This is a genomic window from Thauera sp. GDN1, assembly GCF_029223545.1.
Taxonomy (GTDB): Bacteria; Pseudomonadota; Gammaproteobacteria; order Burkholderiales; family Rhodocyclaceae; genus Thauera.
The window spans coordinates 3,159,603-3,180,408 of the sequence record NZ_CP097870.1 but is presented as its reverse complement, the minus strand read 5'-3'; the positions used below and the strand labels follow the sequence as shown (position 1 = coordinate 3,180,408).

Annotated in this window: 19 protein-coding genes; 11 read left to right on the top strand and 8 right to left on the bottom strand. The window is 69.7% G+C overall.

Annotation, left to right across the window (positions count from 1 at the left end):
• Positions 1-144: 144 nt before the first annotated feature.
• From CKCBHOJB_RS14640 to tldD, 3 genes are all read left to right on the top strand, one after another.
• A complete protein-coding gene (locus CKCBHOJB_RS14640) occupies positions 145-4,020 on the top strand; it encodes a YhdP family protein (RefSeq protein WP_281049395.1) in 3,876 nt (1,291 codons plus the stop codon).
• Between the two features lie 171 nt (positions 4,021-4,191).
• Positions 4,192-5,016: a carbon-nitrogen hydrolase family protein gene (locus tag CKCBHOJB_RS14635; RefSeq protein ID WP_281049394.1), complete on the top strand. Its 825-nt coding sequence runs from the start codon at positions 4,192-4,194 to the stop codon at positions 5,014-5,016.
• 121 nt (positions 5,017-5,137) lie between these two features.
• On the top strand, positions 5,138-6,583 hold the full coding sequence (gene tldD, locus CKCBHOJB_RS14630) for a metalloprotease TldD (protein WP_281049393.1): 1,446 nt from the start codon (positions 5,138-5,140) through the stop codon (positions 6,581-6,583).
• A gap of 75 nt (positions 6,584-6,658) precedes the next feature.
• On the opposite strand, the gene CKCBHOJB_RS14625 is transcribed toward tldD, so the two are convergent.
• The 5 genes from CKCBHOJB_RS14625 to CKCBHOJB_RS14605 form a co-directional block, all read right to left on the bottom strand.
• Complete coding sequence (locus tag CKCBHOJB_RS14625; RefSeq protein WP_281049392.1) at positions 6,659-7,717, bottom strand: PA0069 family radical SAM protein; 1,059 nt, start codon at positions 7,715-7,717, stop codon at positions 6,659-6,661.
• Positions 7,718-7,825: 108 nt separating this feature from the next.
• Positions 7,826-8,008, bottom strand: a complete 183-nt coding sequence (locus CKCBHOJB_RS14620; protein ID WP_281049391.1) for a hypothetical protein — start codon at positions 8,006-8,008, stop codon at positions 7,826-7,828.
• 21 nt (positions 8,009-8,029) lie between these two features.
• Positions 8,030-9,421, bottom strand: coding sequence for a sigma 54-interacting transcriptional regulator (locus CKCBHOJB_RS14615; protein ID WP_281049390.1), 1,392 nt, complete (start codon positions 9,419-9,421; stop codon positions 8,030-8,032).
• Between the two features lie 7 nt (positions 9,422-9,428).
• A complete protein-coding gene (locus CKCBHOJB_RS14610) occupies positions 9,429-9,956 on the bottom strand; it encodes a hypothetical protein (RefSeq protein ID WP_281049389.1) in 528 nt (175 codons plus the stop codon).
• Entirely contained in the window at positions 9,949-11,394 is a 1,446-nt protein-coding gene (locus tag CKCBHOJB_RS14605; RefSeq protein ID WP_281049388.1) for a HAMP domain-containing sensor histidine kinase, read from the bottom strand. Before CKCBHOJB_RS14605 ends, CKCBHOJB_RS14610 begins: the two co-directional genes overlap by 8 nt.
• A gap of 350 nt (positions 11,395-11,744) precedes the next feature.
• Here CKCBHOJB_RS14605 and CKCBHOJB_RS14600 point away from each other — a divergent pair, with 350 nt between their 5' ends.
• Positions 11,745-12,353: a polymer-forming cytoskeletal protein gene (locus tag CKCBHOJB_RS14600; protein WP_281049387.1), complete on the top strand. Its 609-nt coding sequence runs from the start codon at positions 11,745-11,747 to the stop codon at positions 12,351-12,353.
• A gap of 8 nt (positions 12,354-12,361) precedes the next feature.
• On the opposite strand, the gene CKCBHOJB_RS14595 is transcribed toward CKCBHOJB_RS14600, so the two are convergent.
• The gene (locus tag CKCBHOJB_RS14595; protein ID WP_281049386.1) at positions 12,362-13,027 is read right to left on the bottom strand and encodes a transglycosylase SLT domain-containing protein; all 666 of its coding nucleotides are present in this window, start codon (positions 13,025-13,027) and stop codon (positions 12,362-12,364) included.
• Positions 13,028-13,061: 34 nt separating this feature from the next.
• On the bottom strand, positions 13,062-14,810 hold the full coding sequence (locus tag CKCBHOJB_RS14590) for a proline--tRNA ligase (protein ID WP_281049385.1): 1,749 nt from the start codon (positions 14,808-14,810) through the stop codon (positions 13,062-13,064).
• A gap of 180 nt (positions 14,811-14,990) precedes the next feature.
• Here CKCBHOJB_RS14590 and CKCBHOJB_RS14585 point away from each other — a divergent pair, with 180 nt between their 5' ends.
• The 6 genes from CKCBHOJB_RS14585 to coq7 all read left to right on the top strand — a co-directional run bounded on the left by CKCBHOJB_RS14585 (position 14,991) and on the right by coq7 (position 19,291).
• Positions 14,991-15,575 (top strand): RNA pyrophosphohydrolase, encoded by a 585-nt coding sequence (locus tag CKCBHOJB_RS14585; RefSeq protein WP_281049384.1) that lies wholly within the window; start codon positions 14,991-14,993, stop codon positions 15,573-15,575.
• A gap of 119 nt (positions 15,576-15,694) precedes the next feature.
• Positions 15,695-16,114, top strand: coding sequence for a rubrerythrin family protein (locus CKCBHOJB_RS14580; protein WP_281049383.1), 420 nt, complete (start codon positions 15,695-15,697; stop codon positions 16,112-16,114).
• Between the two features lie 93 nt (positions 16,115-16,207).
• Entirely contained in the window at positions 16,208-17,560 is a 1,353-nt protein-coding gene (locus CKCBHOJB_RS14575) for a heterodisulfide reductase-related iron-sulfur binding cluster (protein ID WP_281049382.1), read from the top strand.
• The gene (locus tag CKCBHOJB_RS14570) at positions 17,557-18,144 is read left to right on the top strand and encodes a DUF3501 family protein (protein ID WP_281049381.1); all 588 of its coding nucleotides are present in this window, start codon (positions 17,557-17,559) and stop codon (positions 18,142-18,144) included. The genes CKCBHOJB_RS14575 and CKCBHOJB_RS14570 overlap by 4 nt, the downstream gene beginning before the upstream one ends.
• Positions 18,145-18,200: 56 nt before the next feature.
• Positions 18,201-18,671 (top strand): CNP1-like family protein, encoded by a 471-nt coding sequence (locus CKCBHOJB_RS14565; RefSeq protein ID WP_281049380.1) that lies wholly within the window; start codon positions 18,201-18,203, stop codon positions 18,669-18,671.
• On the top strand, positions 18,671-19,291 hold the full coding sequence (gene coq7 / locus CKCBHOJB_RS14560) for a 2-polyprenyl-3-methyl-6-methoxy-1,4-benzoquinone monooxygenase (RefSeq protein WP_281049379.1): 621 nt from the start codon (positions 18,671-18,673) through the stop codon (positions 19,289-19,291). Before CKCBHOJB_RS14565 ends, coq7 begins: the two co-directional genes overlap by 1 nt.
• 31 nt (positions 19,292-19,322) lie before the next feature.
• Here the strand turns inward: coq7 and CKCBHOJB_RS14555 are convergent, their stop codons facing one another.
• Positions 19,323-19,742 carry an OsmC family protein gene (locus tag CKCBHOJB_RS14555; RefSeq protein ID WP_281049378.1) on the bottom strand — a complete coding sequence of 140 codons (420 nt, stop codon included), beginning with the start codon at positions 19,740-19,742 and terminating at the stop codon, positions 19,323-19,325.
• A gap of 627 nt (positions 19,743-20,369) precedes the next feature.
• On the opposite strand from CKCBHOJB_RS14555, the gene rplM reads away from it, so the two are divergent.
• Positions 20,370-20,798 (top strand): 50S ribosomal protein L13, encoded by a 429-nt coding sequence (rplM, locus tag CKCBHOJB_RS14550; RefSeq protein WP_002924531.1) that lies wholly within the window; start codon positions 20,370-20,372, stop codon positions 20,796-20,798.
• Positions 20,799-20,806: the final 8 nt, after the last annotated feature.

The following is a 20,806-nucleotide window of genomic DNA, read 5'->3' as shown; positions in this document are numbered from 1 at the left end:
GCAAGCAGCAGGCTTGCCCGGCACGACCTCGCCGGCAAGGATCGGCCGCCAACATCTCTCCGAGCACCTTCCCTGAGCACGCCCGCACCCCCTTCCTCCGCTGCACACACTCCGTCGCCCGTGCCCGCGCGCCGGAACGGCGGCGTGCGCAATGCGATCGCATGGCTGCTCCGCGTCCTCGTCCTGGCCTGGCTGGTCGCGGCCGGCACCGTGCTGGTGGTGCGCCACGTGGTCATGCCCGCGGTCGGCGGATTCCGCGAACCGATCGCCGCGCTGCTCGCGCAGCAGCTCGATCTCCCGGTCGCGATCGACCATATCGAGGGGGCATGGGCGGGCTGGCGGCCGCGCGTGCGCATCGAGGGGCTGCGCATCGCCGACCGCGAGGGGCGCGAGGCGCTGACGCTGGGCGAAGTGGATGCGGTCGTGGCCTGGTCGTCGCTGCTGAAGGGCGCGCCGCATTTCGACCGTCTCGACATCCGCGCGCCCGAGCTGGTGCTGCGTCGCGACCCGGCGGGGAAAATCTTCGTGGCCGGCATTCCGCTGCCGGCGGACGAGGGCGGGGAGGCCGGCGGGCTGGACTGGTTGCTCGCCCAGCGCCAGATCACGATCCACGGCGCCCGCCTGGTCTGGCAGGACGAGCTGCGTGCCGCGCCCGCGCTGGAGCTCGAGGACCTGGCCTTCCGCCTCGACCGCCGCGGCGGCGCGCTGCGGGTCGCGCTCGACGCCCGGCCGCCGCCGGCGCTGGCCTCGGCGCTGCGCGTGCGCGCCGAGCTGCGGCGCGGGCTGCAGCTCGCCGACCTGCAGCGTCCCTGGCCGGCGATCGGCCGCCTGTACCTCGAACTCGAACGCGCCGACCTGGGCGGCTGGCAGCCCTGGCTGGACTACCCGCTGGCGCTCGCGGGGCACGGCGGGCTTCGTGCCTGGCTGGATGCGGAGGAGGAAGGCGCGCTGGCGCTGACCGCGGATCTCGCGCTCGACGGGGTGAGCACCCGTCTGGCCGAGGCCTTGCCGGAGCTGCAGGTCGCCCACCTGGCGGGGCGCCTCATGCTGGCGCGGGACGCGACCGGCACCCGGCTGAGCTCGCGCGCACTGACGCTGAGCCTGGCCGACGGCCTCGCGGTGGCGCCCACCGACTTCGAGCTCGGGCTCGAGCAGGCGGCCGACGGTGCGATCGCAGGCGGCACGATGAACGCGAACCGGCTCGATTTCGCCGCGCTCGCGGTGCTCGCGGGCTATCTGCCGCTGGACGAAGGCGTGCGCGCACGGCTGGCCCGCTTCGAGCCCAGCGGCAGCGTGGAGGACCTGCGCCTGAAGTGGCGCGGCGAGCCGGGGGCGCCGAGCCACTGGGCGCTTACGGCGCGCTTCGACGGCGTCGGCCTGCTCGCGCGCGAGGGCTGGCCCGGGCTGGGCGGCCTGTCGGGGAGCATCGATGGCGACGCCGACGGCGGGCGTTTCAGGCTGGCCGGCAGCGGCATGCATCTCGACCTGCCGATGGTGTTCGATCCCGGCCGGCTCGAATTCGACCGCCTGCGCGCCGAGGGCGGCTGGCAGCGCCGCGACGGCCGGCTGGAGATCGCGCTCGACGGTGCCGAGTTCGACAACGCCGATGCCGCCGGCACCGCCTCCGGGCGTTACTGGCCGACTGCGGACGGCACGGGCGCGGTCGACCTCCAGGCCCGCCTGAGCCGGGCGCAGGCGACGTCCGTTTGGCGCTACCTGCCGCGGGTGGTCAACGCCCATACCCGGGAATGGGTGCAGCACGGCATCCGCGCCGCGGGCGTGCCGGAAGCCAGGCTGCGCCTGCAGGGCAGGCTGGCGGACTTCCCGTTCCGCGACGGCTCGGGCCAGTTCCTGGTCACGGTGCGGGTGGCGGACGGGGTGCTGGATTACGCGTCCGGCTGGCCGGGCATCGACGGCATCCAGGGCGAACTGCGCTTCGAGGGGCCGGGCATGCGCATCGCGGCCGAGCGCGGGCGCATCCTGGGCGTCGATCTGGTCGACGTGGTCGCCGACGTGCCCGACCTCGACGCCCGCCCGAGCGAGATCATGACCATCACCGGGCGTGCGCGCGGGCCGACCGCGGAATTCCTGCGCTTCGTGGCGGAAAGCCCGGTGTCGGAGCGCATCGGCGGCTTCACCGACGACATCCGCGCCGAAGGCCGGGGCGAGCTCGACCTGAAGCTGGTGATGCCGCTGCGCAATGTCCGCGAGACCGAGGTCGAGGGCGAGTTCCGTTTTGCCGGCAACCGCGTCGAACTGCTCGACGGGCTGCCGGCGCTGGAGCGCGCCGCCGGCAAGGTCCGCTTCACCGGCGACTCGCTCGCCATTCCGGAGGCGCGTGCGCAATTCCTCGGTCATCCGGCGACGGTCAGCGCGCAGACCGCGGCCGACGGTGCGGTGCGCTTCGAGGCGAGCGGGCGCGCCGACGCCGGCGCCGTGCGCGCCCGCTACGCCCTGCCGCCGCTCGACGGGCTGTCCGGCACCGCCGGATGGCAGGCCGCGATCCGCGTCGGCAAGGGCGGCACGCGGGTGGAGGTCGCGTCCGATCTGCTCGGGTTCGCGTCCAGCCTGCCGGCGCCGCTGAACAAGTCGGCAGGTGATGCCTGGCCGTCGCGCTTCGTGTTCGAGCATCCGGCCGGTGGGGAGGTCGACGGCATCGCGCTGCAGATCGGCGGGCAACTGCGTGCCGATCTGCAGCGCGCGCGCGACGAGGTCGGAACGCTGCGCGGCGGCCTGGCGATCGGACGCGCCACCGCCGATGCGCCGCCCGCCTCCGATCGCGGCCTGCGGGTGGCGGCGGTGCTCGACCATCTCGACGTCGACGCCTGGCGCCGCGTGCTCGAGGCCGACGAGGGCGTGGCCGGGGAGGCGGCGGACGGTGCCGGGGCCGACAGCGGATCGGGCGGCGCGATGCTGCCCGCCTCCGGCTTGAGCGATCTCGCACTCGCTGCGGACGAGGTGCGTGCCTTCGGCCACACCCTGAAGGCGGTGGATCTGCGCGCCGCGGCCGATGCCGGGGGCTGGAAGGCGCGACTGGAGAGCGACATCGCCGACGGCGAGTTCGACTGGCGCAACGCGGGCGACGGCGCACTGCGGGCGCGCTTCCGCCATCTGCGCGTGGGGCAGGAGGGCGCCGATGCGGCGGAGGCGGGCGAGGACGGTGGCGAGACGCGCGCGGCGGCGGAGGAAGCGCCCCCGCGCCGACTGCCCGCGCTCGACGTGATCGCCGAGCGCTTCGAGCTGCGCGGCCTGGCGCTCGGGCGGCTGGAGGTGTTCGCGCGCAATCGCGGCGGGCTGTGGGAGCTCGAGCGCTTCGAGCTCGCCAACGACGACGGCCGGCTGGCCGGCAGTGGTCAATGGCGGGCGGCGGGGCGCCAGCGCACGCGGCTCGACTTCCGCCTCGAGACGCCCGATGTCGGCCGCCTGTCGCAGCGCCTGGGGCATCCGGAGGTGGTGCGCGGGGGCAAGGCGAGCCTGGCCGGGCAGCTCGGCTGGCAGGGCGCGCCCACGCGCATCGACTATCCGAGCCTGAACGGCAACATGAGGCTCGAGGCCGGCGCCGGCCAGTTCAGGAAGCTCGAGCCCGGCGTCGGCCGCCTGCTCGGCATCCTCAGCCTGCAGGCCCTGCCGCGGCGGATCACGCTCGACTTCCGCGACGTGTTTTCCGAAGGATTCGCCTTCGATCGCATTTCCGGTAGCATCGCTGTGGCTGCCGGCGTGATGCGCACCGAGGACCTGGAGATACGCGGGCCGTCGGCGCGGGTGACGATGACCGGCTCGGCCGACGTCGTCGCCGAAACGCAGGACCTGCGCGTGCTGGTGCAGCCCACGCTGTCCGAGTCGGTGGCCATCGGCGCGGCCGCCGGCCTGCTGAACCCGGCGGTGGGGGTGGTGACCTACCTCGCGCAGAAGGTGCTCAGCGACCCGATCGAGAAGCTCTTCGCCTTCGAATACGCGGTGACCGGGGGGTGGTCCGACCCGCAGGTGGCCAAGCGTGGCCAGGCGCCGGTGGCGGAATAGGGATGCACTTCGCCGCCTTTCCCAGATCGGTGCGCCGCGTCGCGAAGGCTCCGCGATCGTCGCGGGGGCGCCTCGCCTCATTCGCCGGCGCGCCTGCGCGATGCCGACACCGATCCGATCATTACCCGAGTTGACGCGCCTCCCGCGCCGTCCGCGACCAAGAATCCAGACATGAACCCGCAGAGCCCTTCCTCCCCGGTGCGCATCGCCGCCATCCAGACCATCTCCGGCCCCGACGTGCAGGCCAACCTCGACGTCGTCGCCGGCCTGATCGCCGAGGCGGCGGCGGGCGGCGCGAAGCTGGTCGCCCTGCCGGAGTATTTTCCGGTGATCAGCAAGGACGAGGCGGCCAAGGTGCGCATTCGCGAAGCGGAAGGTGCCGGGCCGCTGCAGGACTTCCTCGCCGACGCGGCGCGCCGTCACGGTGTGTGGCTGATCGGCGGCACTATCCCGCTGGTGGCCGAGGCCGAGGACAAGGTCCGCAACAGCACGCTGGTGTTCGACGACCAGGGGCGGCCGGTGGCGCGCTACGACAAGATTCACCTGTTCGGTTTCCAGCGTGGCGAGGAGCGCTACGACGAGGCGGTCACCATCGAGCCCGGCGGAACCGTCGCCTGCTTCGATTCGCCGGCCGGGCGCACCGGGCTGTCGGTGTGCTACGACCTGCGCTTTCCCGAGCTCTTCCGCGCCATGGGCGAGGTCGACCTGATCGTGCTGCCGGCGGCCTTCACCTACACCACCGGCCGTGCGCACTGGGAGGTGCTGCTGCGCGCGCGCGCGATCGAGAACCAGTGCTACCTGATGGCACCGGCGCAGGGCGGGCGCCATCCGAGCGGGCGGGTGACCTGGGGGCACACGATGATCATCGACCCCTGGGGCGAGATCCTCGCCTGTCGCGAGGAAGGCCCGGGCGTGGTCATCGCCGAGCTCGATCCCGCACGCATCGCCGCTGTGCGCGAGAGCCTGCCGGCGCTGCGCCACCGCTGCCTCGCCTGATGGCCCCGCTTGCGAAGGGCGGCGGCCGGTCCGTGCCGGGACCGCGCCACGGCAAGCACCCGACCACGATCGTTTTCGCCTGACGCCGGTCCAACCGGCACGATTCCCCAAGGATTTCCGCATGAGCAAGAGCCAGAACCCCCTCAAGGTCGCCGACCGTTACCTGCTGTCGCCCTACGGCCTGGGCGAGGCGGAGCTCGAGAAGACCTTCCGCAAGCTGATGCGCCACGACATCGACTTCGCCGACCTCTACTTCCAGTACCAGCGCTCCGAGGCCTGGAGCCTGGAGGAAGGCATCGTCAAGTCGGGCAGCTTCGACATCGAGCAGGGCGTGGGCGTGCGTGCGATCAGCGGTGAGAAGACCGCCTTCGCCTACTCCGACGACATCTCGATCGATGCGCTGGTCGGCGCCGCCACCGCCACGCGCGCGATCGCCGCGGCGGGCGAGCGCCGCCGCGTCGGCATCCGCCCGCACAAGCTGAGGACGCGGCTGTACCGCGCCGACGACCCGCTCGATTCGCTCGACGACACCGCCAAGGTCAAGCTGCTCGAGCGCCTGGAGAGCTTCGCGCGTGCCGAGGACCCGCGCGTCACCCAGGTCATGGCCCACATCGCAGGCTCCTGGGAGGTGGTGATGGTGGCGCGCAGCGACGGCCACCTGGCTGCCGACGTGCGTCCGCTGGTGCGGGTGTCGATCACCGTGATCATGGAGGAGGCCGGCCGCCGCGAGCAGGGCAGCGCCGGCGGCGGCGGGCGCTACGATTACGGCTGGTTCTGCGACGACCGCCTGCACGACTATGCGCGCGAGGCGGTGCACCAGGCGCGCGTCAATCTCGGCGCCGATCCGGCGCCGGCGGGCACCATGCCGGTGGTGCTCGGCCCCGGCTGGCCGGGCATCCTGCTGCACGAGGCGATCGGCCACGGCCTGGAGGGCGACTTCAACCGCAAGGGCAGCTCGGCCTTCTCCGGGCGCATCGGCCAGCAGGTGGCGGCGAAAGGCGTCACCGTGGTCGATGACGGCACCCTGCAGGACCGCCGCGGCTCGCTCTCCATCGACGACGAGGGCAACCCGACCGAGCGCACCGTGCTGATCGAGGACGGCGTCCTCACCGGCTACATGCAGGACATGATGAACGCGCGCCTGATGGGCATGCCGCTGACCGGCAACGGCCGCCGCGAATCCTTCGCCCACCTGCCGCTGCCGCGCATGACCAATACCTACATGCTCAATGGCGACAAGGACCCGGAGGAGATCATCAAGTCGGTGAAGAAGGGTTTGTACGCGGCGAACTTCGGCGGCGGTCAGGTGGACATCACCTCCGGCAAGTTCGTGTTCTCCACCGCCGAGGCCTACCTGATCGAAGACGGCAAGGTCACCCGCCCGGTCAAGGGCGCGACCCTGATCGGCAACGGTCCGGACGCGCTGACCAAGGTGAAGATGATCGGCAACGACATGCGCCTCGATCCCGGCGTCGGCACCTGTGGCAAGGACGGCCAGAGCGTGCCGGTGGGCGTCGGCCAGCCGACGCTGCGCATCGACGGGCTCACGGTGGGCGGCACCGCCTGACGGGCAGGCGCCGCATCCCCGGCTGGGTGCACGGGCGCGGCGCAAGCCGCCAGCGCTCGCCTGGCCGCAGCGCGCTCAGAACAGCGCGAGCTGCGGCCCGTCCGGGCGTGGCGGGCGGAACAGCGTGGTGTCGAGCCCGCGCCGCATCCGCCCCATCCCCAGCCTGGCCTGCAGCCGGCGCATGCGCTGGCTGTAGAGCTGGGCGATGACGCCCTCGCCGCGCATGCGGTGGCCGAAGCGCGGGTCGTTGGCCTTGCCGCCGCGCAGCTCGGCGATGCGGCTCATGACGCGCGCGGCGCGCGCCGGGAAATGGGTCGCCAGCCACTCCTCGAACAGCCCGGCGAGCTCCTGCGGCAGGCGCAGCAGCACATAGCCGGCGCTGCGCGCGCCGGCCGCGTGTGCGGCCTCCACCACCGCCTCCATCTCGTGATCGTTGAGCGCCGGGATCAGCGGCGCGAACAGCACGCCCACCGGCACGCCCGCCTCGTGCACGCGGCGCAGGGTCTCCAGTCGCCGTGCCGGGCGGGCGGCGCGCGGTTCCAGACGGCGGGCGAGGGCGTCATCCAGCGTCGTCACCGAGATCGTCACCTCGACCAGATCCTCGCGTGCCAGCTCGGCGAGCAGGTCGAGGTCGCGCTCGATCAGCGCCGACTTGGTGATCAGGCTCACCGGGTGGCGGGTCTCGAGCAGCACCTCGAGGAGCTGGCGGGTGAGGCCGGTATGGCGCTCGACCGGTTGCCAGGCATCGGTGTTCATGCCGAGGGCGATCGGTGCGCAGCGGTAGCCGGGCGCAGCGAGTTCCTTGCGCAGCAGGACGGCGGCGTCGGGCTTCCAGAACAGCCTGGTCTCGAAATCCAGCCCTGGGGAAAGATCCAGATAGGCGTGGCTGGGGCGCGCGAAGCAGTAGATGCAGCCGTGCTCGCAGCCGCGGTAGGGGTTGATCGAGCGGTCGAAGGGGACGTCGGGCGAGCTGTTGTAGCTGATGACGCTGCGCGCGTTGTCGATGAAGAGCTGGGTGCGCAGCGGTTGTCCGGCGTCGTCGCCTTCAGTCTGCCAGCCGTCGTCGAAGGCTTCGCGACGGTGATCGAGGTAGCGCGCGCCGGGGCGCGACGCACTGCCGCGGCCGCGCGGCAAGTCGAACGCCGGGTACCGTTCGGCGCTGCCAGGAAGAATTGAATAGCTGTTTTTATATACAGTCACGAGGCGAAGTTTCCGCCTCGTGACCGGGGCCGTCAAGCGTGTTCAGGTCTGCGCCGGCTTGTCCTTGCGCTGGTCCGGGGTGGCGGTGGCCGGATTGTCGCTGCTGCAGGCAGCGATGTCGAGGCGGGGCCCGTCGACGAGGCGGGCGGCCTGGGCCGGGGTGGCGATCGAATAGGCCACCGCGGTGGTGGCGAGGATGGCGGCGATGGTCTGGCGCTTGATCATGTCTGGCTCCTTCGGGATTCGTCATTGTTCGACATCGGGCCCGTCGCCACGGAAATGCTCGGGCGTCAGGCCGTGCCGGCGCAGCAGGCGGTAGAACTCGGTGCGATTGCGTTCTGCCAGTCGTGCAGCGTCGGAGACATTACCCGCAGTAAGTTTCAATAGCTGTATCAGGTAGTTTCGTTCGAAGCGCCGCTTTGCCTCCGCATACCCCAGGGCCTCGATCGGCTTCACGCGCAGCGCACGTGCGACCAGCGCCCGCGGGATCAGCGGGGTGGTCGCGAGCGCGCACACCTGTTCGACCACGTTCTGCAGCTGGCGCACGTTGCCCGGCCAGGCCGCGGTGGCGAGCGCCTCCAGCGCGTCGGGCGCGAAGCCGGACAGGCGCTTGCCGTACTTGCGTGCCAGCTCGCGCAGGAAGTGCTCGGCCAGCAGCGGGATGTCCTCGCGGCGTTCGCCCAGGGTCGGCAGTTCGAGGCTGACGACGTTGATGCGGTAGTAGAGGTCCTCGCGGAACTGGCCGGCGGCGAGCGCGGCATCGAGGTCGCGATGGGTGGCGGACAGGAGGCGCAGGTCGACCGCTTCCGCATGCGTGGCGCCGACCGGGCGCACCGCGCGCTCCTGCAGCACGCGCAGCAGCTTGACCTGCAGCGCCGGCGGCATGTCGCCGATCTCGTCGAGGAACAGGGTGCCGCCGTGTGCGGCCTGGATCAGGCCGGTGTGGGCGCTGGTGGCGCCGGTGAAGGCGCCGCGCACGTGGCCGAAGAGCTCGGATTCGAGCAGCGGCTCGGGGATGGCGCCGCAGTTGATGGCGACGAAGGGGGCGGCGGCACGCGGGCTGGCGAGGTGGATCGCGCGCGCCAGCAGCTCCTTGCCGGTGCCGCTGTCGCCGCGGATCAGCACGCTCGCGTCCGACGCCGCGACCAGGCGCGCCTCGTCGAGCACGGCGTGCATCAGCGTGCTGCGGCTGATGATGCCGGCGCGCCAGGCAGGGTCGCCGGCGGCCGGCGGCGCCGCGTCCGCCGTGCCCAGCTGCAGGATCTGCTCGATGCGCTGGGTCAGGCTGTGGCCGTCGAAGGGCTTGGTCAGATAGCCGGCGACGCCGCGCGAGGTGGCCTCGACCGCGTCCGGGATGGTGCCGTGGGCGGTGAGCAGGATCACCGGCAGCGCCGGATGCTGGTGGCGGATGTCCTCGAACAGCGCCAGACCGTCGCCATCGGGCAGGCGCACGTCGCTGAGTACCAGATCGAAGCGCTCGACGCCGAGCCGGGTACGTGCGGCCTGGGCGCACTCCGCGGTCGACACGCGGTAACCGCTGGCCTGCAGGCGCATCGACAGCAGGCGCAGCAGGTCGCGGTCGTCGTCGATCAGCAGCAGGTGCGCGCGCGTGCAGGCAGCGGAGGCGGGGCGGGTCATCGCGGCCTCATTCCGCACTGCCGGGATCCGGCTGCAGCGCCGGTGGGCTCAGGCGACGCTCGATCTCGGTCAGCGCATCGAGCTTCTTCTGCAGTTCCGCGTTCTGCAGGTGGAGGGCTTCGAGCTCGCGTTTCTGCGCCTCGAGGCCGCCGTTGCGCTCGTCCAGTTCCTGGTTCAGGCGTTCGAGCTGTGCGCTCAGGCGCTGGCGTTCGCGGATCTGCTCGAGCAGCGCGCGCGCGTAGGGGTGGTGCGCGCGGGCTTCGGTGCTGTCGTCGGCGAGCAGGCTCTCCAGGGCCTGGCGCGCCTGCGCGAGCCGGGCGTGGCCGGGCTGGGCGGCCTGCACGGCGAGGTGCAGCTTGCGCTGCGCGGCATCGTGGGCCGCGGCGTCGGCAGCGGTGGGAATGAGGCCTTCGTCCCCGTCCAGCCAGGCGGGCAGGCTGCCGCATCCGGTCAGCAGGACGAGCACGAACGGCAGCAACACGAGCGCGATGACGCTGCGGCCGGATGAGCGGGGCAGGGCGCGATCCTCAGGCATGGGGCAGTTCGATCCGGAAATGGGCGCCGTGGGCGCTGGGCAGCGCGCGGACGGTGCCGTGGTGGGCCGAAATGAACTCGTGCACGATCGCCAGCCCGATGCCGCTGCCCTTGACCGGCGCGCCGGAACTGCGGCTGCCCTGGAAGAAGGGCTCGAAGATACGCTCGAGCTCGGCCGGCTCGATGCCGGGACCCTGGTCGCGGCAGTCGATCACCACCCGTTCGCCGTCGACGCCGATCTCGATCTCGATGCGGCCGTCGGCCGGGCTGAAGGCAACGGCGTTGGCGAGCAGATTGGAGAAGGCGGTGCGCAGCTTGGCGATGTCGGCGGAGACGATGGGCGCCGCGCCGGCGAAGTCGATGCCGACGCCGCGGGCCCGGGCCTGGAGACGGAGTTCTGCGGCGACCTCGCGCAGCAGGGGCAGCAGCGCGGTCGGCTGAAGGTCCAGCGTGCGTGCGTCGAACTGGCTGGCGTTGTATTGCAGGAGCTGCTCGATGCGCTCCTGCAGCGTGCGTGCGCTGTGTTCCAGGATGCCGGCGACCTCGCGCTGCTCGGGAGTGAGCCGGCCGAGCACGCCGTCGGCGAGCAGGGCCACACCCTCGTGCAGCGAGGCGAGAGGGGTCTTCAGCTCGTGCGAGACGTGGCGCAGCACGCGGTTGCGGTTGGCTTCGAGTTCGGCGAGGCGCAGGCGCAGCCAGTCGAGGCGTTCGCCGAGCTGGCGCAGGTCGGCGGGGCCGGTGATCTGGATCGCTTGGGCGAGGCGGCCCTCACCGAGCGCCGCGATCGCGTGCTCGATGCGGCCGAGCGGGCGCAGCAGCCACCAGCCGCCGAGGGCGGCGAGCGCCGCGGCCAGCAGCAGCGCACCCAGTACCTGCACCGCTACCGTGTGGCGTTCCCGGTCGAGCGCATCCATCACCGCCCGGTCCCGACGGGCCAACCGATCCTCGACCAGGGTGGCGAGTGTCGCCGAGAGCGCAGCGAGACGGGCGAAGTCGCCATCGGCCTCGTCCGCTGCCAGGACGGTGGGCGTGGTCGGTGTCCCCACGTCGTCGTGCGCGGCCGCGTGCGCCGCCTCCAGTCGCGCCCCGATCCGCTCCGCGGTCGCGCGCCAGTCTGCGCTCGGGGCGGAGAAGTCGGTGCCGGCGGATTCGAGCACGGCGAGCGCTGCCCGTGCGTCTTCCACCGTGCCGGCGAAGCGTGTCGCCAGGGTTTGGTCGCCGAGCACCAGGTACTGGCGGGCGCTGCGCTCGAGGTCGACCGTGCGCTCGCCGATCCGCCTCGCCGCCGCGCTGAGTGCGAGCGCCTCGCGCTTGCCGTCCTGGATCGCGCGTGCGGTCGCCTCGAGGCCCAGCCAGCCGGTCACGGCGGCGGCGGCCAGGGCACCCGCGATCAGCAGGAAGCTCACCAGCAAGGTGCTGCGGAACGAGAGACGAAGCATCGGGAGTCGGGGGGGCGCAGGCGGGGGCGACACAAACCCTGAAGTCTAGGTCAGCCGCTCGCCAGATGCAGTCGTGGAAGTGCAAGGCGAAGTAAGTCGGCGGCCGCGTCGTCGCTCCACGGCGACAAACGAAAATGCTTTTGAAACAGTGGCCTGTCTCACTCGGCTGCATCGACTGTCGGGTTGCGGCGACAGATGGGGCCGATCAGCGGTGGCGCCCTCATTCCCGCTCCCCCGGACCGAGTCCGCAAGTCCTTGCCTGATTTGGCGAAAACGTTATCTGGCACGGGTATTGCTGAAGTGCTGGTCGGACTGCAGCGCAGGGGCTGCACCCCATTCAAGGAGAAAGCATGTTCAACAAGCCCAATATGTTCCAGAAGACGGCGGACACTTCCCCGATTCGCAACACCCAGCGTCCGGCAGGCAGCCTGGGCACGTCCGGCAGCGTCCTTGCCGCTGCCGAATCGACCGGCACGACGGCGTCCGGCATGTCGAGCGAGGCGGTGCGCAGGACGGAGATGCCGGCGTCCGCTGGCGCTGCGCCCGCGCCGGGCAGCGAAACGACGGGCGGAAGCCGTCTGATCGTCGGTCCCGACGTCAAGCTAAAGGGCGCCGAGATCCTCGACTGCGACACCCTGGTGGTCGAAGGCCGGGTCGAGGCGACGATGGACAGCCGGGTGCTGAAGATCGCCGAGAAGGGGGCTTACAAGGGCACGGTCGTGATCGACATCGCCGAGATCCATGGCCACTTCGAGGGCGAGCTGACCGCGCGCCAGCAACTGTTGATCCAGGCCACCGGCCGGGTGAGCGGCAAGATCCGCTACGGCAAGATCCTGATCGAAGAAGGCGGGGAGCTGTCGGGCGACGTGCAGTCGCTGAGCGCCGCGGGCAAGGAGTCACTGCGCGCGGTCGACGGGAAGACCCAGGAGCCGCGCGTGCTCGCCGCAGTGGCGGGCTGAGGCGACGCTCAGCGCGACCGGCTCGCGGTCGCGTCGGAGCCGGCCGGGGTCGCGGCGGCGAGCTGTTGCGGCGACCAGCTCCAGTGCTTCTCCCAGGCCGCACGAACCAGATTGGGGTAGTGCGGCTTGCCCAGGCTGCCGTTGTAGCGCCCGAGCGCGCGGTAGAGGTCGCCCTTCTCTATGTCGAGGTAGTGGCGCAGGATGTTGCAGCCGTAGCGCAGGTTGGTGCGCATGTGGAAGAGGTTGTCATCGGTGCGGCCGATGACCTTGATCCAGAACGGCATCACCTGCATGTAGCCGCGCGCGCCGGCGGACGAGATCGCGTACTTGCGGAAGTTGCTCTCGACCTGGATCAGGCCGAGCACCAGCTGCGGGTCCAGCCCGGCGCGGGTGGCCTCGTAGTGGATGGTGGTCAGCAACTCCCTGCGGTAGGCCTCGTCCGGGATGCGTTTCTGCAGCCGGCGCGACATCTCGGCCAGCCATTGCGCGCGCTCGCCGGCGTCGGGAATCGGCAGCATAGGCGCCGCTGCGTCGCTGACCGCAGCGTGCAGCGCGGCGCGCACGCTCGCCGCCATCGGTTCGTACTGCTGTGCCCCCGCCTGAACTCCGCTGGCCGCCAGCGCGAGCACGCAGGCGGCGGTCAGGTGGCGGAGCGTGACGGGCAGGGGGCGCATGGTGGCAGGTGGTCCCGAGCGTCGTTGCGGAGGATCAGCCCTGCTTCAGCCGGTCGAGCACGTGGCCGAGGACTTCGCCGGCTGGCAGCTTGCTCGCTTCCGGATCGCGGCGGCCCTGGTACTCGACCAGGCCTTCCTTGAGCCCGCGGTCGCCGATGGTGACGCGGTGCGGCACGCCGATCAGCTCCCAGTCGGCGAACATCACCCCGGGGCGTTCGTCGCGGTCGTCGAGGATGGCATCGACGCCGGTGGCGATCAGCGCGTCGTACAGCTTCTGCGCCTCGTCGCGCACGGTCTCCGACTTGCCCCAGCCCACCGGGCAGATCACCACCTCGAAGGGCGCGATCGCGCGTGGCCAGATGATGCCGCGGGCGTCGTGGTTCTGCTCGATCGCCGCGCCCAGGATGCGGGTCACGCCGATGCCGTAGCAGCCCATCTCGAAGTGCTTGGGCTTGCCGTCCTCGTCGAGGAAGGTGGCATTCATCGCCTTGGAGTACTTGGTGCCGAGGTAGAACACGTGGCCGACCTCGATGCCGCGCTGGATGGCGAGCACACCCTTGCCGTCCGGGCTGGGGTCGCCTTCGACCACGTCGCGGATGTCGGCCACCAGGTCGGGCTCGGGCAGGTCGCGGCCCCAGTTCACCCCGGTGAAGTGGAAATCCTCGTCGTTGGCGCCGCAGATGAAGTCGGCCATGTGGGCGACCGTGCGGTCGGCGATGATCTTGACCGGCTTCAACAGCCCGATCGGGCCGAGGTAGCCCGGCTTGCAGCCGAAGTGCTCGAGGATCTCGGCCTCGGTGGCGAAGCGGAATCCGGCTTTGAGGCCTTCCAGCTTGCTCGCCTTGACCTCGTTGAGCGCGTGGTCGCCGCGCACCAGCAGCAGCCACACGGTGACGCCGGCAGGGTTGCCCTTGTCGTCGACGTCGTCGGTGGCGAGCACCAGCGACTTGAGGCTTGCGGTGAGCGGCGCGCCGAGGAACTCGGCGACGTCCTTGCACGTGGCCTTGCCCGGGGTCGAGGTCTTTTCCAGCGCCTTCTCGGGCGCGGCGCGGCGGGCGAGCACCGACACCGCTTCGGCCAGCTCGATGTTCGCGGCGTAGTCGGAGTCGGGGCAGTAGACGATGGCGTCCTCGCCGGTGTCGGCGATGACCTGGAACTCGTGCGAGCGGTCGCCGCCGATGGCGCCGGTGTCCGCTGCCACCGCGCGGTATTCGAGGCCGAGGCGGTCGAAGATGCGCTTGTAGGCCGCGAACATGAGCTCGTAGCTGCGTCCGGCGGCTTCCTCGCTGCGGTCGAAGGAGTAGGCGTCCTTCATGGTGAATTCGCGCCCGCGCATGACACCGAAGCGCGGCCGGCGCTCGTCGCGGAACTTGGTCTGGATCTGGTAGAAGTTCTTCGGCAGCTGGCGGTAGCTCTTGAGCTCCTGGCGCGCGATGTCGGTGACGACTTCCTCGGAGGTGGGCTGCAGCGCGAAGTCGCGTTCGTGGCGGTCCTTCAGGCGCAGCATCTCGGGACCCATCTTGTCCCAGCGCCCGGTTTCCTGCCACAGCTCGGCGGGCTGGACCAGCGGCATGGCGATTTCCATCGCGCCGGCGCGGTTCATTTCCTCGCGGATGATGGTCTCGACCTTGCGGATCGCGCGCAGCCCCATCGGCAGGTAGCTGTAGATGCCGGCGGCGGTCTTGCGGATCATGCCGGCGCGCAGCATCAGCTTCTGGCTGACGACTTCGGCGTCGGACGGGGCTTCCTTGAGGGTGAAGAGATGGAACTGGCTGGCGCGCATGAGGATCTTCTTTCGGGAGACGTGTTGAGGCGTGAGCAAGCCCGCGATTCTAGCGCATGGCCTCGCCGCGCGACGTCAGGTGCACCGCGAGCTTAGTGGATGCACCCGGGTGGTGCGCTTTCAAAGCATGCCCAAGTGTGAAAAAATCGAGCCCAATCAACCGAATTTTGAAGGTTACTCATGCTTGACCGTGAAGGCTTTCGCCCGAACGTCGGCATCATTCTGGTCAATGCGCGCAACGAGGTGTTCTGGGGCAAGCGCATCCGCGAACATTCCTGGCAGTTCCCCCAAGGTGGCATCAAGCACGGCGAATCGCCGGAGCAGGCCATGTACCGGGAGCTCTTCGAGGAAGTCGGACTGCGCCCGGAGCACGTCAGGATCCTGGGCCGCACGCGCGGCTGGCTGCGCTACGAGGTGCCCAAGCACTGGATACGGCGCGAGTGGCGCAACACCTACCGCGGGCAGAAGCAGATCTGGTTTCTGCTGCGGCTGGTGGGGCGCGATTCGGACGTCTGTCTGCGCGCGAGCACGCATCCGGAATTCGATGCCTGGCGATGGAGCAACTACTGGGTGCCGCTCGACGCGGTGATCGAGTTCAAGCGTCAGGTGTACCAGCTGGCGCTGATCGAGCTCGCGCGCATCCTGTTCCGTTCGCGCAGCTTCGAACTGCCCGAGAGCTATCGCCTGCCGGAGCCCGAGCCCGAAGTGGAGCCGGTCCGCGTGGTGCTGGGGCAGCGTGCGCAGCGAGGGGCTGCCCATGAATAGCCGGGTGCAATCGGGCGCATAGCCTCACTCAATTTGGGGCTTTCCCGGTCCATGTCTAAGTTGATAGTGCAGCCGCCCGCAGGCGGCGCACATCACTGTCCGCAAAAAGGAGAGGAGACATGGAACTGAAAGGATCGCGCACCGAGGGCAACCTCAAGGCCGCATTCGCAGGCGAGTCCCAGGCCAACCGGCGTTATCTGTACTTCGCGGCCAAGGCCGACGTCGAGGGGCAGAACGACGTCGCCGCGGTCTTCCGCTCCACCGCCGAGGGCGAGACCGGGCATGCGCACGGCCACCTCGAGTATCTCGAAGCCTGTGGCGATCCCGCCACCGGGCTGCCCTTCGGCCCCACCCGCCAGAACCTCGGCGCGGCCATCGCCGGCGAAACGCACGAATACACCGACATGTATCCGGGCATGGCGAAGACCGCGCGCGACGAGGGTTTCGAGGAGATCGCCGACTGGTTCGAGACCCTGGCCAAGGCCGAGCGCTCGCACGCCAATCGCTTCCAGAAGGCGCTGGACGCGCTCGCCGACTGAGGTCCGCCGCCGTTCCTGCATGCCGGACGGGCGCGGTGCCGCTCGTCTCCTGATCGTCGTGCCCGGCGCGTGCCGGGCAGGAGAGGGGGTGTCATGAGCAAGCGAGAAGGCAGTCTGGAGGCGCCCAGGCGTCACCCCATCGCCTGGCGCGACCCTGCGTACCACGACGAGGACAAGGTCCTCGCCGAGATGGAGCGGGTGTTCGACATCTGCCATGGCTGTCGGCGCTGCGTGAATCTGTGCAACGCCTTCCCGACCCTGTTCGATCTGGTGGATTCCAGCACCACGATGGAAGTCGATGGGGTGGCGAAGAAGGACTACTGGCAGGTGGTCGACCAGTGCTACCTGTGCGACATCTGCTTCATGACCAAATGCCCTTACGTGCCGCCGCACGAGTGGGATCTCGATTTCCCTCACCTGATGCTGCGCGCGAAGGCGGTCAAGTTCCGCAAGGGCGAGGTGAAGTTCCGCGACAAGCTGCTGACCAGCACCGATGCGCTCGGCAGGCTGGCGGCGATCCCGGTGGTGGCGCAGACGGTCAATGCCGCCAACCGCAACGGCGCCGCGCGCGGCGTGCTGCAGTCGGTGCTGGGTGTCGACAGGCGCCGCGAACTGCCGCCCTATGCGCCGGCGAAGTTCCGCGCCAAGGCGAAGCCGGCGGCCTCCTGGCCGGTGCGCGATGGCGAGCGCACGCCGGGGAAGGTGGCGATCTTCTCGACCTGCTACATCAACTACAACGAGCCGGGCATCGGTCACGACCTGGTCGCGGTGCTGGCGCACAACGAGATTCCGACCGTGCTGGCGCCGCAGGAGGCGTGCTGCGGCATGCCCAAGCTGGAACTGGGTGACCTCGAGGGGGTGGACCGGCTGAAGCAGCGCAACATCCCCACGCTGGCGAAGCTGGCGCGCGAGGGCTACGCGATCCTGGCGCCGGTGCCGTCCTGTGCGCTGATGTTCAAGCAGGAGCTGCCGCTGCTCTACCCTGACGATGCCGAGGTCGCCGCGGTGGCCGAGGCGATGTTCGACCCCTTCGAGTACTTCGTCCAGCGCAACAAGGACGGCCTGCTGAAGACCGACTTCAAGCGTCCGCTAGGCAAGGTGGCCTACCACATCCCCTGTCACGGCCGGGTGCAGAACATCGGCCAGAAGACGCGCGAAACCCTGCAGCTGATCCCCGACACCCAGGTCACGACCATCGACCGCTGCGCCGGCCACGATGGCACCTGGGGGGTCAAGGAGGAATACTTCGAGCAGTCGATGAAGATCGGTCGCCCGGTGTTCCGCCAGATGGTCCAGGCCGCGCCCGACTTCATCAGCTCGGACTGCCCGATCGCCGGACGCCATATCCAGCAGGGCATCCGCGACGCCGGCACCGAGCTCGACGCGCAGAAGGCCCATCCGCTGACCCTGCTGCGCATCGCCTACGGACTGGAGGAGACACGATGAGCGCGATCGCACGCGACAGCCTGCTGAGCCTGGAGCATTACGCCCGCGAGCGCGCGGCCTTCCGCGCGCGGGTGATCGCGCACAAGAAGACGCGCACGCTCGCGCTCGGCCCCAGCGTGACCCTGGTTTTCGAGGACGAGCTCACCATCCGCTACCAGATCCAGGAGATGCTGCGCATCGAGCGCACCTTCGAGGAAGCCGGCATCCAGGACGAGCTCGACGCATACAATCCGCTGGTGCCCGACGGCCGGAACTGGAAGGCGACGATGCTGATCGAGTTTCCCGACGAGGCCGAGCGCAAGGCCTGGCTGGCGCGCCTGATCGGCATCGAGGACCGCGTCTGGGTGCGGGTGGCGGGCTTCGAGCCGGTCTTCGCCATTGCGGACGAGGACCTCGAGCGCGAAAATGCCGAAAAGACCTCGTCGGTGCATTTCCTGCGCTTCGAGCTCGGCCCTGCCCGCGTGGCGGCGCTGAAGGCGGGGGCGGCGCTTGCGGCGGGGGTCGATCATCCCAACTACACGGTCACGGTCGATGTCGTGCCGGAGACGGTACGGCAGTCGCTGTGCGGAGATTTGCTTTCTTGAACCCGATCCTCAGGCAATGTCTGTGCGGGGGCCTCGTGGCCCTCGCGTCTTTTTCCATGTCGGCATCCGCGGGCCTGCTCGTCGATGCCGATCCCGACTGGAAGGAGGTCGAGGCGGCCATGCCGCCGGCGCCGCAGGAAGCGGGGCTGCGCGCGTTCGACATCGGCTCGCCGTCCCCCAATGCGTTCTTCGTCGATGAGGGCAGCGTCAGCGTCGGCGAGGACGGCGTGGTCCGCTACACGCTGGTGGTGCGTACGCCCGGCGGCGCCGAGAACGTGACCTTCGAAGGCATCCGCTGCGCCACCGGCGAGCGCCGCATCTACGCCAGCGGCCGCAAGGATGGCAGCTGGGTGGCGATGAAGAACAGCGACTGGCAGCCGATCGGCGACAACACCTACAACCGGCCGCGCGCGGCGCTCGCCTGGGACTATTTCTGCGATGGCCCGGCGGGTCCGCGCGACCGCAAGCACGCGCTGCAGCTCCTCCAGCAGCGGCGCGACCTCAGCCATCCCTACGGAGGTCGATAATGATCGATCAGGCCATCGTCGAGTTCGACAAGGCGCTGCGCACCGTCTTCGCTCCCGCGCGCAGCGTCCGTCCGGTACCCGGGGAAGACGTACCCGATGCCGCGCTGAGTGACGCCGAGCGCGCCCATGCCGCGGCGCTGATGCGGGTCAACCATGTGGGGGAGGTGTGCGCGCAGGCCCTTTACCAGGGGCAGTCGATCATGTCGGGCGACCCGGCGATCCGCGACACGCTGCGCCAGGCCTCGCAGGAGGAAACCGAGCACCTGGCATGGACCGAGCGTCGCATCGCCGAACTGGGCGGACGCAAGAGCCTGCTCAACCCGCTCTGGTATGGCGGGGCGCTGGCCATCGGCATGCTCGCCGGGCGCTTCGGCGAGCGCTGGAACCTCGGCTTCCTCGCCGAGACCGAGCGTCAGGTGGAACAGCATCTTAAGAGCCACCTCGGCACGCTGCCGGCCGCCGACCAGCGCTCGCGCGCCATCGTCGAGCAGATGAAGGCGGACGAAGCCGAGCATGCCGAGACCGCGGTGCGTCTCGGTGCGCATGAACTGCCCGCCCCGGCCAGGGGGCTGATGAAGCTCGCTGCGCGGGTGATGACCACCGTCACCTACCGGATCTGAGCGCGCCGCCCGCCGCTTGCGACAGTCGCGCTCAGTCGGCGTCGACCAGCTCCACCTCGTGGCTGATCTCGGCGGTCTTGGCGAGCATGATCGAGGCCGAGCAGTACTTCTCGGCCGACAGATGCACCGCGCGCTCGACCGCCTCGCGCTTCAGCTTGCGTCCGGTGATGGTGTAGATGAAGCGGATGCGGGTGAATACCTTGGGGTCGGTGTCGGCGCGTTCGGCCACGAGGCGCACGCTGCAGCCGCGCACGTCGTGACGCCCGCGCTTGAGGATCAGCACGACGTCGAAGGCGGTGCATCCACCCGCGCCGGCCAGCATCAGTTCCATCGGCCGCGGCGCCAGGTTGCGGCCGCCGGCGTCCGGCGCACCGTCCATCGCGACCAGGTGTCCGGTGCCGGTCTCGGCGATGAAGCTCATCCCGTCCAGCCATTTGATCGTGCATTCCATTCCTGTCTGCTCCCCGGGGTGGCCCCGTCGATGTTCGTTCGTCGAGGGGCGGATGTTACCGCAGCGCGACATCGCTGCGACGAGCGCGCCCCGATTCGGGGTCGGTCCGCATGGGCTGGCAGTCGGGTGGAGGCGGGCGTTCGTGAACCGGAGGGCAGGGTTCGATACGGGGGCGTAGTGATGCGGTGCACAATATCGATGTGCGCTGCTTATCAGAATGGCGCCCTGAGGCATGGGAGGAGGGTGTGAGCTGGGCTGAAAATTGAGATAAATCAAAACGCTGAAAGCTAATAAACAAAGCTGATCAATAAATCAAATCTTTCGTTCTGCGGCGCACAAAAAACTGTTGCAGCAGGCTGCCCGGCTCTGCATAATTCGTCTCAGTCGGATCGCAGACGCAGCTGTTGAAGTCCATGAGCTTGTGCCGATCCAAATGGTGTCTCCTCCACCCTCCTCCTTTGGTGTGGATTTAACGCAGTCCGGTCGGACTGCGTTTTTTTTGCCTTTCGCACGCGAACATTCGCCATCGTAATCCTGTGATTGACACAGTCGGGGTGTTGGTCGTAGGATTGCGAGCTTTCCGTTTGACGGCCATCTGTTACGGCCCGACAAAGATCGAGGATTCACATGAAGACGTTTTCCGCCAAGCCGCACGAGGTCAAGCGCGACTGGTTCGTTGTCGACGGCACGGACAAGGTGCTTGGCCGTCTCGCCGCCGAAGTCGCCCGCCGCCTCCGTGGCAAGCACAAGGCCATCTACACTCCGCACGTCGATACCGGCGACTTCATCGTCGTGGTCAACGTCGACAAGCTGCGCGTGACCGGTAACAAGGCGCAGGACAAGAAGTACTACCGTCACTCGGGCTACCCGGGCGGTATCTACGAAACCAACTTCACCAAGCTCCAGCAGCGCTTCCCCGAGCGTGTGCTCGAGAAGGCGGTGAAGGGCATGCTGCCGAAGGGCCCGCTGGGCTACGCCATGCTGAAGAAGCTGAAGTGCTACGCGGGTCCGTCGCATCCGCACACCGCTCAGCAGCCGCAAGTTCTCGAGATCTGAAGGAGCCG

Excerpts from the sequence above, each read along its gene's own strand:
- CKCBHOJB_RS14610 (WP_281049389.1), bottom strand. The coding sequence starts at position 9,956 with ATGCCTGAGGATCGCGCCCTGCCCCGCTCATCCGGCCGCAGCGTCATC.
- CKCBHOJB_RS14590 (WP_281049385.1), bottom strand. The coding sequence starts at position 14,810 with ATGCGCGCCAGCCAGTTCCATCTCTTCACCCTCAAGGAAGCCCCGTCC.
- CKCBHOJB_RS14600 (WP_281049387.1), top strand. The coding sequence starts at position 11,745 with ATGTTCAACAAGCCCAATATGTTCCAGAAGACGGCGGACACTTCCCCG.
- CKCBHOJB_RS14565 (WP_281049380.1), top strand. The coding sequence starts at position 18,201 with ATGTCGGCATCCGCGGGCCTGCTCGTCGATGCCGATCCCGACTGGAAG.
- CKCBHOJB_RS14615 (WP_281049390.1), bottom strand. The coding sequence starts at position 9,421 with ATGACCCGCCCCGCCTCCGCTGCCTGCACGCGCGCGCACCTGCTGCTG.
- CKCBHOJB_RS14585 (WP_281049384.1), top strand. The coding sequence starts at position 14,991 with ATGCTTGACCGTGAAGGCTTTCGCCCGAACGTCGGCATCATTCTGGTC.
- CKCBHOJB_RS14580 (WP_281049383.1), top strand. The coding sequence starts at position 15,695 with ATGGAACTGAAAGGATCGCGCACCGAGGGCAACCTCAAGGCCGCATTC.
- CKCBHOJB_RS14595 (WP_281049386.1), bottom strand. The coding sequence starts at position 13,027 with ATGCGCCCCCTGCCCGTCACGCTCCGCCACCTGACCGCCGCCTGCGTG.
- CKCBHOJB_RS14555 (WP_281049378.1), bottom strand. The coding sequence starts at position 19,742 with ATGGAATGCACGATCAAATGGCTGGACGGGATGAGCTTCATCGCCGAG.
- CKCBHOJB_RS14570 (WP_281049381.1), top strand. The coding sequence starts at position 17,557 with ATGAGCGCGATCGCACGCGACAGCCTGCTGAGCCTGGAGCATTACGCC.
- coq7 (WP_281049379.1), top strand. The coding sequence starts at position 18,671 with ATGATCGATCAGGCCATCGTCGAGTTCGACAAGGCGCTGCGCACCGTC.
- CKCBHOJB_RS14605 (WP_281049388.1), bottom strand. The coding sequence starts at position 11,394 with ATGCTTCGTCTCTCGTTCCGCAGCACCTTGCTGGTGAGCTTCCTGCTG.
- rplM (WP_002924531.1), top strand. The coding sequence starts at position 20,370 with ATGAAGACGTTTTCCGCCAAGCCGCACGAGGTCAAGCGCGACTGGTTC.
- CKCBHOJB_RS14635 (WP_281049394.1), top strand. The coding sequence starts at position 4,192 with ATGAACCCGCAGAGCCCTTCCTCCCCGGTGCGCATCGCCGCCATCCAG.
- CKCBHOJB_RS14620 (WP_281049391.1), bottom strand. The coding sequence starts at position 8,008 with ATGATCAAGCGCCAGACCATCGCCGCCATCCTCGCCACCACCGCGGTG.
- CKCBHOJB_RS14575 (WP_281049382.1), top strand. The coding sequence starts at position 16,208 with ATGAGCAAGCGAGAAGGCAGTCTGGAGGCGCCCAGGCGTCACCCCATC.
- tldD (WP_281049393.1), top strand. The coding sequence starts at position 5,138 with ATGAGCAAGAGCCAGAACCCCCTCAAGGTCGCCGACCGTTACCTGCTG.